The organism is Paenibacillus sp. GCM10027630 (genome assembly GCF_042676305.1).
GTDB lineage: Bacteria > Bacillota > Bacilli > Paenibacillales > NBRC-103111 > Paenibacillus_S.
This window is the reverse complement of the sequence record NZ_JBHTGY010000098.1, coordinates 135,706-149,621: the sequence shown is the minus strand read 5'-3', so window position 1 is coordinate 149,621 and position 13,916 is coordinate 135,706. Positions and strand designations below refer to the sequence as shown.

The window sequence follows — 13,916 nt, the reverse complement described above, 5'->3', positions numbered from 1 at the left end:
ATAGTAGAGAGAGTATTGTGGATTCGGATCAAGGAGGTGACAGAAATTGAGTGCAAATCAAAAAAATCAGACAGAAGTTACTGCGGACACCGAACAAAATGTGGATGCTACATATCCCGGTGACGTAGAAAATGCCAATGACATGTCCACAGAAGCTGAAGAGGCCGCTCAAGAGCAAGCTTCCGAGCAGGAGCTTGAGCAGCTGCGCAAGGAATCTGAGGAGAACTATCAACGTTATTTGCGGGCACAAGCGGATTTTGACAATTTTAGAAGAAGAACCCGCCTGGAAAAGGAAGAGTTTGCTAAATATGCTTCTATGAAAGTTATTGAGCAGCTTTTACCTGTATTGGACAACTTGGAACGCGCTTTGAACGCAGGCCAAGAGGGTAAGGATTATGAAGCGCTGCATAAAGGTGTAGACATGATCTCCCGCCAATTGGACCAAACTCTTGCGAACGAAGGCTTGCAAGCTATGGAATCCGTAGGACAACCGTTCAATCCGGAATTCCACCAAGCCATTATGCAGGTTGAGTCCGAAGAGCATGAAGAGGGTATTGTAGTAGAAGAAATACAAAAGGGCTATTTATTGAAAGATAAAGTTCTTCGCCCTGCGATGGTAAAAGTGAGCTCTTAATTAATTATGACTTAATTAGCGAGTTGTTTACTTGGATTATCAGACATTTTTCGTTCTTCCACATAGATTAGTGAATATGGCTTCAAAATTAAAGGAGGATTATCTGACATGAGTAAAGTAATTGGTATCGACTTAGGAACAACCAACTCCTGCGTTGCTGTTATGGAAGGCGGCGAGGCCGTTGTTATTCCAAACGCGGAAGGCAATCGTACAACACCTTCTGTTGTAGGCTTCAAGAAGGATGGCGAACGCGTTGTAGGCGAAACGGCCAAACGTCAAGCTATTACAAATCCGGATCGTACTGTAATCTCGATCAAACGCCATATGGGTACTAACCATAAGGAAACGATTGAGGGTACAACCTATACACCTCAAGAGATTTCCGCTATCATCCTTCAAAAGCTGAAGGCCGATGCAGAAGCTTATTTGGGAACTACGGTAACACAAGCCGTAATTACGGTTCCTGCTTATTTCAACGACAGCCAACGTCAAGCAACTAAGGATGCAGGTAAAATTGCCGGTCTTGAAGTGCTTCGTATTGTCAACGAGCCGACAGCATCCGCTTTGGCTTATGGTATGGAGAAATCCGAAGACCATACAATTCTTGTATATGACTTGGGCGGCGGTACATTTGACGTATCGATCCTTGAGCTTGGCGAAGGTATTTTCGAAGTAAAAGCAACCAGCGGCGACAACCGTTTGGGTGGAGATGATTTTGACCAAGTTGTTATCGACTATTTGGTAGCAGAATTCAAAAAAGAGCACAGCATTGATCTAAGCAAAGATAAAGCAGCTGTTCAACGTCTTAAGGATGCTGCGGAAAAAGCAAAGAAAGAGCTTTCCGGCGTATTGACTACAACCGTTTCCTTGCCATTTATCACTGTGGTTGATGGAGTGCCTCAGCATTTGGAAATCAACCTGACTCGTGCTAAATTTGATGAAATTACAGCTGCTTTGGTAGAAAGAACGATGGGACCTACTCGTCAAGCCTTGAGTGATGCTGGGCTATCCCCTAACCAAATCGATAAAGTTGTTCTTGTCGGCGGTTCCACACGGATTCCTGCTGTACAGGAAGCTGTTAAGAAACTTATCGGAAAAGAGCCTCACAAAGGTGTAAATCCGGATGAAGTTGTTGCTTTGGGCGCAGCTGTGCAAGCAGGCGTACTAACGGGTGATGTGAAAGACGTTGTACTTCTTGATGTAACTCCGTTATCCTTGGGTATCGAAACTGCGGGTGGCGTATTTACTAAAATGATCGACCGCAACACTACTATTCCTACAACTAAATCCCAAGTTTACACTACCTATGCCGATAACCAACCAAGCGTGGAAATCCATGTTCTGCAAGGCGAGCGCGCTATGGCTAATGATAATAAAACATTGGGCCGCTTCATGCTGGGTGATATTCCTCCGGCACCGCGCGGTATTCCACAAATTGAAGTTACTTTTGACATTGACTCCAATGGTATTGTTAATGTTAATGCAACGGATAAAGGAACAGGCAAAAGCCATAAAATTACGATCACTTCCTCCAGCGGCTTGTCCGATGAGGAAATCGACCGCATGATGAAGGATGCTGAATCCAATGCGGAAGAAGACCGTAAGCGTAAAGAGCTTGTTGAAGCCCGCAACAACGCGGATCAACTTGTATACTCTGTTGATAAAACGATCAAGGATCTTGGCGACAAAGTAGATCAAGCTGAAATCGACAAGGCAAATGAAGCCAAAGAAAAAGTGAAAAAAGCTCTTGAAGGCGACAACCTGGATGAAATTAAAGCATCTACTGAGGCATTGACCGAAATCGTACAGCAGCTTTCCGTGAAGCTGTATGAGCAAGCGGCGCAGCAAGCTCAAGCGGGTGAAGCTGGTGCAGCAGGTCCGGAAGGCGCAGCGAAGAAAGATAACGTCGTAGACGCTGACTTCGAAGTTGTTGACGAGAAGAAAAACAACTAATAAGAGCCAAAAAAAGCATAGGTTGAATGAAAGGTCAAAGCCGTTTTTCGGCTTTGACTTTCCCTTTGTTGCTTAAGAAATTATGCGGAGCGAATTTCTGTGGATGGCGGGGGATTTTCTATGGTCTTATGAATGGGAGTGGGATAATGAGTAAACGCGATTACTACGAAGTGCTTGGGGTTAGCAAGAATGCATCGCAGGACGATCTTAAGAAAGCATACCGGCAAATGGCCCGTCAGTACCACCCGGATGTGAACAAGGCCGCTGATGCGGAAACAAAGTTCAAAGAAGCAAAGGAAGCCTACGATGTATTGAGTGATGATCAGAAAAAAGCTCAGTATGATCGATTTGGCCATGTTGACCCGAACCAAGGCATGGGTGGCGGCGGAAATGCTGATTTCGGCGGCGGCTTTGGCGACTTGTTCGATATGTTTTTTGGCGGCGGAGGCGGCGGGCAACGACGCAATCCGAATGCACCTCAGCGGGGTAATGATCTTCAGTATACAATGACCATTGAGTTTAAAGAGGCGGTTTTCGGCAAGGAAACGGATATTCATATTCCACGCACCGAGTCATGTGATACTTGTCATGGCAATGGAGCGAAGCCTGGGACGAAACCGGAAACCTGCTCGATTTGTCATGGCAGCGGGCAGCAGGAAGTGGTGCAGAATACGGCATTTGGTCGGATTGTTAACCGCCGCGTATGCTCAGGCTGCGGTGGTCAAGGTGTAACGATTAAAGATAAATGCGGAACATGCCACGGTACTGGTAAGGTGAAAAAACAGCGCACCATACACTTGAATATTCCAGCAGGTGTTGATGACGGGGCGCAGCTTCGTGTTACTGGTGAAGGAGAAGCAGGAACTAAAGGCGGTCCTTCCGGTGATTTGTACGTTGTTATTCGAGTTAAAGCCCATGACTTCTTTGAACGAGAAGGCGATGATATTTATTGTGAAATCCCGCTTACCTTCGCACAAGCTGCATTGGGTGACGAGATCGAGATTCCAACCTTAACTGAAAAAATTAAGCTGAAAATTCCTGCGGGTACACAGACGGATACTTATTTCCGACTGAAATCCAAAGGGGTGCCTCGCTTACGGGGATATGGTCAAGGCGATCAGCATGTTAAAGTCGTCGTTGTTACTCCAACTACTATGAACGAAGAACAAAAGGAGTTGCTGCGGGAATTTGCACGTCAAAGCGGCGAGCACACCCACGAGCAGAATCAATCTATTTTTGAACGAATGAAAAAGGCTTTTCTTGGAGATTAATTTATATACGTAAACACAGCAGAAGGATTATTCGTCTGCTGTGTTTTTTTTGTGTTGAATAGATTTTACTTTATTGCGGAGAATAGGTGGAGCGTTTAAAAAGATATATAAAGCGAGGGATTTTTTCAATGACACATAAGGAAAAACAACAATTCCAACTGAAACAGCAAAATGTGGCTGACGGAAAAAATGAAGATGTAGATTTCAATGCAGAAGTTGCTGATGAGGATGATTTGAGAGCAGTGGAAAGAGCTAAAGAAGCTGACGCAAGACAAGAATAGCGTTACTCCACTTAGTTACGAAGAGAGGTATTAGGATGACTGAAAAAGGCATACTGGCATATTTCCGTTCACCGGCTGAAGCAGAAAGTGTTATGCCTAAGCTAAAAGCTCTGAGGGTGATTGATATGTCTATTGATAAGATAGGACAGTTCTCTGGCGATGGAGTAAGTGAATCTATTAATCCGGTTAGCGGAAATTTCCCTGGTTTAGCTTACTTGGATCTTGGGGCGGAAGGATTAGATATCGATTCAAGCATATTGGCTGCGGCTAATACGGATGCAAGTGGTCTAAGCGCACCAAGAGCATCGGACGGCTCTATCGAGGATTATGGAGGTATTAACGGCTTGGATACATTGCTTACCGTTGTTGTTGACGATCGAAGCTATGACCAAGCTCTGCGCGTTATACGTGATGCTGGAGGACAAGTATGAAATAAGAAAAACAGCTGCATATACCTATTAAGTGACTGTCCCAAAAGACATTTTGAGACAACCCCTCCACCATTTTATCCTGAATAGATGGTAGCAAAAGAGCCCTCAATTCCACTTTAATAGTTGAAGGCTCTTTTGCACATTCTTGTGTATTCTTAGAATGAATAAGATGAGGTCGCTTTCCAGCGCGTGCTCATCGCGGGTAACGGGTTCGGGTTTCGGTTACGGCATTGCATAGCAGTTTGGCGCACTACGTGCAAAGTTATCAGGAAAATGTCAAGTTAGTTACTCCGAAAATAGTGTTCCAAGCCTTATAGCTGGAATTCCTCCTGCTAATTCTACGTATTTTGGCTGATATCGACCATTTCACCTATATTAGAGTTAGTTATTCCAGTTAGATTGATTTCAGGCGGTATCCACGCTGGATTAGCCTGACAATTTCCATCTATTTTCTTTCGCAGCGGCTCCGACAAATCATGATCTCCTCTAGATTGAAAGCACCCTTTGAACATCGCTTCTCGCCCTATCACTTAAGTAACATCCAAAAAGCGGCCGAACTCATTTTTCGATTTTCGAACCCCCACTCTGACGGGAATTTCCCTATAAAAAAGACGCTTCCATTTCCGCTTACATGGTGGTTTTGGAGGTGTTTTTGTACATCCTTTGGGACTGATTCATTCACTGATACCCTTTTGGGACAGCCTCTTTTTCTTTACAAAAAGTTCATATTATGTTCAAACATTTCAAAAAAAAGACCCACACAAAAAACAATCTCTATGATATATTTCGTATAGAAACATTTCGTATGAGAAATATAAAGTGAGCATACATTTCCTGTGCGAAATGAAATACATATAGAGACAGGATGGAGAAAAACAATGAAAAGAAGAAAAACACAATTTATGGTAGGTATGCTTTCCGCAGCATTATTATTTAATGGAACAATGGCTTTGACGCCATCTGCATATGCAGATGACGATGATGCAGTTGTCATTGTCAAAGCTCCTTTGGATAGCAATAAAATATTAACAGACTGGATGAGATTGATGGTTGTTAATACGTCCGGGGTTGCAAACAAGGATTTGAGTGATATTTTGGATGCTTTGGCCTCAGGACAAACATTAAGCCAAGCTTCAGGTTTGAATGGGAACTTATCCAGTGAGCTGTTCAAGTTAGCTGACCAAACCGTTGCCAATGCAGCAAATAATTTTGCCGCCAGTGTTGATGAATTGGATAGCTTAAGCAAAGAAATGAAAAGTAAGACGTTGGAAGTGTTATCGATTCCGGGTTACAAGGGAGGCAATTTGAAGGCATTCGATTTTAAAGCGGTTCTTCAAAGTCGCATGTCGTCGCTCAATTCGGCTGCTATTACATTATCCGAGGATGACAACATAGATGTTCAGGATCGTTTGCAGAATGGTGCAACGCTGGTACAGGCAACCCGGTTAGATTCAGCGCAGCTGGTAAAGGGATTGCAGCAGCCGATCTATCAACAGCTTGAGCAAGCTGAAGCGGAGGGTACTATTTCATCTGAGCAAGCTACGAAATACAAGGAAGAGGCATTGCAGGCAATCCGAACAGGAATTGAAACACCTGGCGGTATTACTGTAACGGTCCAGCAAGTTCAATCGAATTTTGATGGTGCAGCATTGTTAAAAAAACGTGAAAAATCAATCATTCAGGATATTTCCTTATTCACTGCAGAATATGATGCTAACGAGCTTAACGAAGCACTTAGCAGCGGCTTGAAGCTATCTCAAATTTCCGGGATTTCCACCTATGAGTTAATGGTTAACCTGAAAGGGTTGTGGGGAAAAGATATCGAGGAGGCTTATCTTAACGGACTAATCTCCGATAAGGAGAAAGAAGAGCTGTTGAATCAAGCCAGTATTGACATCCAAGCCGCAATAAATGCGTTAAATTAGGTTTTTTATGTATTGAACAATATCCAATGGCTCCTGCAAAGGTAACTCTTTTGCAGGGGCCATTTTTGTTGTCCACTTCTATCTAAAAAATAGAGCTTGTAAACTGTATTATTGGAAGCTTTCCAAGTCAGCTATTTTACCGGTGCGGTCAAGTATAGTATACTGGTAATCATGTGCAATTTTATGAGCTGAAGCTCAGCATATGCATATGAGACAGTTTTTGCTGGTGTTATAACTCAGCTTAAGCTTAAAATACAGGTTTTCTAATGAAAACTCCAAGGAGGATACAAAAGTGCGCTGGCATGAAGTGACGGTACATACAACTGAGGAAGCAATTGAAATGATTTCGAATTTTATACATGAGTTAGGTGCCGGTGGTGTTTCTATTGAGGAATCCGGTACGTTGAACAAGAAGAGAGACACCTCGTTAGGCCAATGGTATGAACTGCCTTTTAATGATATTCCAGAGGGAAGAGCGGTTATAAAAGGCTACTTTTCTGAAGGAACTGACATGGAAGTAGTGATGGAGGAATTGAAGCAGTCCGTTGTTCAACTGGCTGAGTACGATATCGATACAGGCAGCCCTGAATTTGAGCTTAAGGAAGTGGATGATGAGGATTGGGCTAATGCGTGGAAACAGTATTTCAAGCCGATTCGCATTTCGGAACGCTTAACGATCAAGCCTACATGGGAGGACTACACCCCCGGACCGGAGGAATTAATTATTGAATTGGATCCGGGAATGGCTTTTGGTACTGGAACGCATGCAACAACCTCATTATGCTTGCGGACTTTGGAGAAAGTTGTCCAAAGCGGCGATGATGTGATTGATGTAGGCACTGGCTCCGGTGTGCTTGCCATAGCAGCGGCTAAGCTTGGAGCGAAGCATGTTCTAGCGCTGGACTTGGATCCTGTGGCCGTATCTAGTGCCAACGAGAATAGTCGATTGAATGGACTCGAAAGTCACATTACGATAAAACAAAGCGATTTGCTGCAGGTACTGCGGGAAAGTACTTTGGAAGGCTCCTCAGATGCTCCTGTTTCTGCATTGGGTGTAAAAATTCCTGTACAGGTAGTCGTAGCGAACATACTGGCCGAAATCATTCTGATGTTCGTACAGGATGTCTATGATGTGCTGGCCCAAGGCGGAACTTATGTTGTATCAGGTGTCATCAAGAGCAAGCAGGACGATGTGGAAAAAGGGTTGACGGCTGTAGGGTTTACTATTGCCGAGCACTATGAGGATCAAGATTGGGTTGTTATTATCGCCCGGAAACTATAGGAGGAAACTATGGATTTCAGCTCATTTCTTCCTTTTCCTTTAGAGGAAATGCCGTTTGTTTTCGTTGTTCTGTTGATTTCTTTTGCTATACATGAGTTTTCACACGCTTTTTTTGCAGACCGCTTTGGAGATCCGACGCCCCGTTCTATGGGGCGTCTGACGCTTAATCCCCGCGTTCACATTGATTGGCTGGGGATGATCTTTTTTCTAATCATCGGCATTGGCTGGGCTAAGCCCGTGTTGGTAAATCGTGCAAAATTCAAGAGTCCCCGGGTAATGGGAATTATCGTCTCTTTAGCAGGACCGCTCAGCAATCTGGTGCTTGCTTTCCTCAGTTTGATTATCTATTATTCATTGCTTCAGCTTCATGTGTTTGATGGATTTTCAGAGGGTGGAATTAAAGCAATCAAATTATTTTTTAATCTTATGGTTATCCAAAATATCTTTTTATTCATTCTCAATCTGATTCCATTCCCACCTTTGGATGGTTACCGTATTTTGGAGGATGTGCTGCCGCGATCCATGGCAATGAAGCTTAAGGCTTATGAGCAGTGGCTTTTTTTCGCGATATTGCTGATGGTTTTCATCCCGCCGATTCGCAGTGTAACCATTGGTCCAGTGTTTGCGCTGCAATGGCCGATTCTAGGTGCGTTTAATCAGGCTGCGGGGCTCATTTTCGGCGCATTTAAGTGAGTGGTGAATGGCTGGGAGAGACCTTGGGGAATGCTGTAAATGATAGCTTTTTCATAAAAAACATAGTATGATGTAGGTTGATATTTTATTAAACGATGTTCATTTAAGCTAGACAGAAAGTAGAGAAGAGCATGCAGCGTTATTTTATTGCACCTGAACTTTTTGCCGACAGCTCTGTAACGATTACAGGGGATGATGCTCACCATTTAATCCGTGTTATGCGGGCCAAAGTCGGGGAGAAAATTATTGTCAGCAATGGTGTGAACCGTGAAGCGATAGTCCAAATTAACGAATTGGGTAAGGAGCAGGTGCTTGCCGATATTGTGGAGCATCTCGAAATGAACCATGAGCCTGCTGTCGAGGTTTGGATTGCGCAGAGCCTGCCTAAAGGCGACAAGATGGAGCTTGTAATCCAAAAAGGGACAGAAATCGGTGCCGGAAGGTTTATTCCTTTTGTATCCGAACGAACCGTAGTACAGCTTGATGCCAAAAAAGAAGGCAAACGTGTGGAGCGCTGGCAGAAGATCGCCAAAGAGGCAGCTGAACAAGCGCATCGTAACAAGATACCTGCTGTAGATGCTCCGCTATCGTGGAAACAACTGCTCCAGTGTGCAGCACAAGTTGATGCAGCATGGATATGTTATGAAAAGCAAGATGGTTTACAGTTGCGCCAAGAGATTCAAGCCGCTTTATCCGCGATGAAGGATAGATTGGCTCCAATAGATTCCGGGTTGAAATCGATTGATGGCATATCCATGCCTGTCTCTACTCTGACGCAAGCTGGGAGCGAGAGGTCATCGCTTAAGCTGATGCTGATTGTTGGTCCCGAAGGGGGCTTCAGCGAGCAGGAGATCGAAGCCGCAGAGGCGGCAGGATGCAGGTCAATCAGCCTAGGGCGGCGAATTTTGCGGACGGAGACAGCCGCAATGGTGGGACTAACCTGTATTTTGTACGAATCCGGAGAGATGGGAGGATAATAACAATGGCTTCAGTAGCATTTCATACATTAGGTTGCAAAGTGAATTTTTACGATACGGAAGCTATTTGGCAGCTGTTCAAGCATGAAGGCTATGAGCAGGTCGATTTTGAATCGACAGCTGACATTTATGTCATTAATACATGTACCGTAACCAATACAGGAGATAAAAAGAGCCGCCAGATGATTCGCCGAGCGATACGCCGTAATCCGGAAGCGATTGTCGCAGTCACTGGCTGTTACGCGCAAACATCGCCTGCAGAAATTTTGGCGATCCCTGGAGTCGATCTGGTTATTGGGACACAGGACCGTGATAAAATCATTCCTTATGTTCAACAGCTGCATCAAGAGCGCCAGCCGATCAATGCAGTCCGCAATATAATGAAAACCCGCCAGTTCGAAGAATTGGATGTTCCTGATTTTGCAGACCGTACACGAGCATTTTTAAAAATTCAGGAGGGCTGCAACAATTTTTGTACCTTCTGTATTATTCCTTGGTCCCGTGGCTTGATGCGCAGCCGTGAACCGGTTAGCGTTATTAAACAAGCTCAGATGCTGGTTGAAGCGGGATACCAGGAAATCGTGTTGACAGGGATTCACACCGGTGGCTACGGTGAGGACATAGAAAATTACAGCTTGGCTAAGCTGCTGTGGGATTTGGATAAAGTTGAAGGCTTGAAGCGAATCCGAATCAGCTCAATTGAAGCGAGTCAAATTACCGAGGAAGTGCTGGATGTTCTTAAAAACTCGGATAAAATGTGCCGACATTTACACATCCCGCTTCAAGCCGGCGATGACCGCGTATTGGCAAGAATGCGCCGTAAATATACGACGGCTGAGTTTGCAAGCAAAATTGAGCAAATTCATAAGATTATGCCAGGTGTCGCGATAACTACCGACGTAATTGTCGGATTCCCGGGTGAAACTGAGGAAATGTTCCGCAACGGGTACGAGTTTATGAAGCAAATGCAATTCTCTGAAATGCATGTGTTCCCTTATTCCAAGCGGACAGGCACTCCTGCGGCTCGAATGGAGGATCAGGTTGACGAGGAATTGAAAAATGCTCGCGTTCATGAGCTGATCGACTTATCCGAACGTATGCAGCTGGCATATGCACAGAAATATGTTGGTCAGGTGCTTGAGGTAATACCGGAACGCGCCCATAAAGGCGAGCCGGAAAGCGGTCTGATAATGGGGTATTCAGATAATTATTTACAGGTTGTTTTTGAAGGCAGTGAAGATTGGGTAGGCAGTGTATGCAAGGTAAAAGTTTTGGAGGCGGGCGTTAACGAGAGCCGCGGCCAATTGGTGCGTACTCTGGATTTATCTCATGCCCAAGCAGTGAATGTGTAGTGACTAGCAAGGATTTCATTCCGAATTAAGTGGATGAAGTCCTTATTCTTTCTCCTAAAGGAAAGGGTGGTTGGTATGAGAGAAATTTCCGCAGGCGGTGTCGTATATCGAAAAAAACAAAATGAATTGAAAATTCAAATGATTCAAGACCGTTACGGCAAAATTACACTTCCCAAAGGTAAAATGGAACCTGGGGAAACGGTGGAGCAGACCGCGCTGCGGGAAATTTTAGAAGAAACAGGTATTGTAGGAACAATTACGAAACCGCTTGAAGTTATTACCTATCAATTTACTTTAACTGGGGTTGGCCTGGTTGATAAAGAGGTTCATTACTTTTTAGTGGAAGCGAAGAGTGGCGAACTGCAGGCGCAGGTTGAAGAAATTCGGGGTGTGGAATGGCTTGATCCTATGAATGCCTGGTATCAGCAGAAGCATTCCGGGTATGGGAATAACGATTCGGTTATGAAAAAGGCATTACATTCCTTAGGATATGAGGTGAATTGAATGAGCGAAGCTCAAAAAGGGTTGTCCATCGACCCTAAACAAATTCCAGCTTATATAGATCACACTTTACTTAAAGCTGATTCCAATGAACAGGCTGTTCTGAAGCTGTGTGATGAGGCGGTAAAATACGGATTCTACAGCGTGTGCGTTAATGGAGTATGGGTGCCATTCTGCAAGAAAGCTCTAACAGGCAGCGAGGTCAAGATCAGTGTTGTTTGCGGTTTTCCTTTGGGTGCCAATGACAGCGCGGTCAAGGCGTTTGAAGCTGCTAAAGCGGCTGAAGCCGGTGCTGATGAAATTGACATGGTGCTGCAGGTTGGACAGCTGATGGAAGGGAATTATGACGCAGTTCGTGAAGATATCCGGGCAGTCGTTCAAGCAGTTCAAGGACAGGCTATAGTTAAAGTAATTTTTGAAACGGGTTTCTTAAATGAAGAGCAGAAAATCGCTGCTTGCCGGTTGTCCGAGGAGGCTGGCGCTCATTATGTGAAGACCTCAACGGGCTTTGGTCCAGGCGGTGCAACTATCGAAGATATTCGTTTAATGCGCGGTAATGTATCTGCTTCGATCGGCGTTAAAGCCTCCGGTGGAGTGCGTGATCTAGAAACCGCTCTGAAGATGATTGAAGCCGGTGCAACACGTCTTGGTACCAGCTCAGGTGTTGCTATTGTGAATGGTCTTAAAGACAATAGTTCGTACTAGTTTACGGTATATTGAACTTCAGATGTAAGGAAAACAACCATAAAGCGTGTCCCAAAGGGACGAAAGCGATAGTTCACTTCAGTAACAAGGGAGTGGCTACTGAATGCCCCCTCCAAACTTTCGGGTGTCCAGAGGGCGTAGCCCTTGGGGCCCTCCCTTCTAGGGAGGGTTTGGGAGGGTAGGAAAACATATTAGAGATGGGGAACAGAATGTGCCCGCAGTTTATTTAGATAAAAAGAGAAAGAAACGACTGGAAGCCGGACATCCCTGGATTTACAAATCCGAGCTGGAGCGCACTGAGGGAGAGCCCGTTCCAGGACAATTGGTAGCTGTACAGTCCCATCTGGGACAGTATCTTGCAACCGGTTATTGGAATCCTTTATCACAAATCACGGTGCGTATTGTTGCTTATGAACCGATTGAGGAGATGACGCACGCTTTTTTTGTGGAGCGTTTTATTCGCTGCATGGAACAGAGGGAGCGGTTTGTGCCGGGCGCTCTTTCGTACCGACTGGTATATGGGGAAGCGGATTTTTTGCCAGGATTAATCGTAGACCGGTTTGAAGATGTACTTGTTGTGCAGGTGCTGACCCTCGGAATGGAACGGGTGAGGGGTGCTATCGTTTCGGCTCTGGTTGAGGTTGTGCAACCCAAAGGGATTTATGAGCGCAGTGATGTGAGCGTACGTGAGCTGGAAGGCTTGGAGCTGCGTAAAGGGCTTCTGTATGGTGAATGTCCGCGTCATGTACAGATTACCGAAAATGGTCTTCTGCTGGAAATCGATATTATGGAAGGCCAAAAGACGGGCTATTTCTTTGACCAAAGAGAAAATCGTGCCGCTATTGCCCCATTAATGACAGGCTGGGGAAAACGAAGCGGCATCGAGCTGCAAGAGCTGCCGGCCGAGGATGGTTCTGGCGGAACCGTTAAGGTTCCAGTAAATGCTAATGGCAAAAAGGTTACATTTCCTTTATGGGATGGCGCTACTGTGCTGGAATGCTTTTCTCATACCGGCAGCTTCACATTGAATGCATGCAAGTATGGTGCGAAGAAGGTGACCTGCCTTGACATCTCGGAGCATGCAGTGGAAAGTGCACGGACCAATGTTAAGCTTAACGGCTTCGAGGATCGTGTAGAGTTCGTTGTTGCCGATGCTTTTGAATATTTGCGCCAGCAGGTGAAGGGGCTCGATCAGCGTCAGGAAAGAAGTATGGCTGATGTTAAAAAAGTCGACACATCGAAACCTCTGGATTCTAAAAGTCGAACCTGGGATGTAGTCATATTGGATCCGCCTGCGTTTGCAAAAACAAAGAGCGCGGTCGAAGGGGCATGCAGAGGCTACAAGGATATTAATCTTCAAGGGATGAAGCTGGTTAATGAAGGCGGCTATTTGGTTACGGCCAGCTGTTCCTATCATATGAGGCCGGATTTATTTCTTGAGACGATTCATGCGGCGGCGGCGGATGCGAAGAAAATTTTGCGGCTCATTGAGTTTCGAGGGGCAGGCAAGGATCATCCGCGAATTTTGGGTGTGGACGAAGGCCATTACTTGAAATTTGCTATATTTGAAGTGCGCAGTAAGTAATGCTTCGGAGATTTCCCAAAGGATAGTGCGAACAGCATAAGCCTCAAATTCATCCAAACAAGCTTCCAATCCGCGGTCAATGTGGTGGGGGCTTGTTTTTTTAATATTATCAGACGTTATAAGTTTTCAGCGGGGCTGAAGAAGAGCGTTTCTTATGGATTTAAGCCTCTAAGTGGTCGGGATAACCCGAATATGAACTACGCCATACAATGATTTAACCTGGTTTTTAAAAGAACGTCATTTAGCCAGTTGAAAAATATTGGTCTTACTTATATAATCATAATGATAATTATTCTCAAGTAGAGGGATAATCTGAGCTGAAAGAT

Annotated in this window: 14 protein-coding genes; 13 read left to right on the top strand and 1 reads right to left on the bottom strand. The window is 44.9% G+C overall.

What is annotated here, in order from left to right:
* Nucleotides 1–46: 46 nt before the first annotated feature.
* From grpE to ACFQ0C_RS38245, 5 genes are all read left to right on the top strand, one after another.
* The gene (gene grpE, locus ACFQ0C_RS38265; protein ID WP_379375085.1) at nucleotides 47–634 is read left to right on the top strand and encodes a nucleotide exchange factor GrpE; all 588 of its coding nucleotides are present in this window, start codon (nucleotides 47–49) and stop codon (nucleotides 632–634) included.
* A 108-nt stretch (nucleotides 635–742) separates the two neighbouring features.
* Nucleotides 743–2,587 carry a molecular chaperone DnaK gene (gene dnaK, locus ACFQ0C_RS38260; protein ID WP_379375083.1) on the top strand — a complete coding sequence of 615 codons (1,845 nt, stop codon included), beginning with the start codon at nucleotides 743–745 and terminating at the stop codon, nucleotides 2,585–2,587.
* Nucleotides 2,588–2,733: 146 nt separating this feature from the next.
* Nucleotides 2,734–3,858 carry a molecular chaperone DnaJ gene (gene dnaJ, locus ACFQ0C_RS38255; RefSeq protein WP_258213052.1) on the top strand — a complete coding sequence of 375 codons (1,125 nt, stop codon included), beginning with the start codon at nucleotides 2,734–2,736 and terminating at the stop codon, nucleotides 3,856–3,858.
* An 86-nt stretch (nucleotides 3,859–3,944) separates the two neighbouring features.
* A complete protein-coding gene (locus tag ACFQ0C_RS38250) occupies nucleotides 3,945–4,139 on the top strand; it encodes a YfhD family protein (protein ID WP_379375080.1) in 195 nt (64 codons plus the stop codon).
* A gap of 35 nt (nucleotides 4,140–4,174) precedes the next feature.
* Complete coding sequence (locus tag ACFQ0C_RS38245) at nucleotides 4,175–4,570, top strand: hypothetical protein (RefSeq protein WP_379375078.1); 396 nt, start codon at nucleotides 4,175–4,177, stop codon at nucleotides 4,568–4,570.
* Nucleotides 4,571–4,908: 338 nt separating this feature from the next.
* Here ACFQ0C_RS38245 and ACFQ0C_RS38240 read toward each other — a convergent pair whose 3' ends face one another.
* On the bottom strand, nucleotides 4,909–5,043 hold the full coding sequence (locus ACFQ0C_RS38240) for a hypothetical protein (protein ID WP_379375076.1): 135 nt from the start codon (nucleotides 5,041–5,043) through the stop codon (nucleotides 4,909–4,911).
* A gap of 405 nt (nucleotides 5,044–5,448) precedes the next feature.
* Between ACFQ0C_RS38240 and ACFQ0C_RS38235 the strand changes: the two genes are divergently transcribed.
* The 8 genes from ACFQ0C_RS38235 (at nucleotide 5,449) to ACFQ0C_RS38200 (ending at nucleotide 13,590) form a co-directional block, all read left to right on the top strand.
* On the top strand, nucleotides 5,449–6,495 hold the full coding sequence (locus ACFQ0C_RS38235) for a hypothetical protein (RefSeq protein ID WP_379375074.1): 1,047 nt from the start codon (nucleotides 5,449–5,451) through the stop codon (nucleotides 6,493–6,495).
* Nucleotides 6,496–6,787: 292 nt separating this feature from the next.
* The gene (gene prmA / locus ACFQ0C_RS38230; RefSeq protein WP_379375072.1) at nucleotides 6,788–7,777 is read left to right on the top strand and encodes a 50S ribosomal protein L11 methyltransferase; all 990 of its coding nucleotides are present in this window, start codon (nucleotides 6,788–6,790) and stop codon (nucleotides 7,775–7,777) included.
* 9 nt (nucleotides 7,778–7,786) lie between these two features.
* Nucleotides 7,787–8,470, top strand: coding sequence for a site-2 protease family protein (locus ACFQ0C_RS38225; RefSeq protein ID WP_258213047.1), 684 nt, complete (start codon nucleotides 7,787–7,789; stop codon nucleotides 8,468–8,470).
* Between the two features lie 131 nt (nucleotides 8,471–8,601).
* Nucleotides 8,602–9,447 carry a 16S rRNA (uracil(1498)-N(3))-methyltransferase gene (locus tag ACFQ0C_RS38220; RefSeq protein WP_379375070.1) on the top strand — a complete coding sequence of 282 codons (846 nt, stop codon included), beginning with the start codon at nucleotides 8,602–8,604 and terminating at the stop codon, nucleotides 9,445–9,447.
* Nucleotides 9,448–9,452: 5 nt separating this feature from the next.
* Nucleotides 9,453–10,799: a tRNA (N(6)-L-threonylcarbamoyladenosine(37)-C(2))-methylthiotransferase MtaB gene (gene mtaB / locus ACFQ0C_RS38215; RefSeq protein ID WP_379375068.1), complete on the top strand. Its 1,347-nt coding sequence runs from the start codon at nucleotides 9,453–9,455 to the stop codon at nucleotides 10,797–10,799.
* Between the two features lie 75 nt (nucleotides 10,800–10,874).
* Nucleotides 10,875–11,303, top strand: a complete 429-nt coding sequence (locus tag ACFQ0C_RS38210) for an NUDIX hydrolase (protein WP_258213044.1) — start codon at nucleotides 10,875–10,877, stop codon at nucleotides 11,301–11,303.
* The gene (gene deoC, locus ACFQ0C_RS38205) at nucleotides 11,304–12,005 is read left to right on the top strand and encodes a deoxyribose-phosphate aldolase (protein WP_379375065.1); all 702 of its coding nucleotides are present in this window, start codon (nucleotides 11,304–11,306) and stop codon (nucleotides 12,003–12,005) included.
* A gap of 211 nt (nucleotides 12,006–12,216) precedes the next feature.
* Nucleotides 12,217–13,590: a class I SAM-dependent rRNA methyltransferase gene (locus ACFQ0C_RS38200; RefSeq protein ID WP_379375063.1), complete on the top strand. Its 1,374-nt coding sequence runs from the start codon at nucleotides 12,217–12,219 to the stop codon at nucleotides 13,588–13,590.
* Nucleotides 13,591–13,916 lie beyond the last annotated feature (326 nt).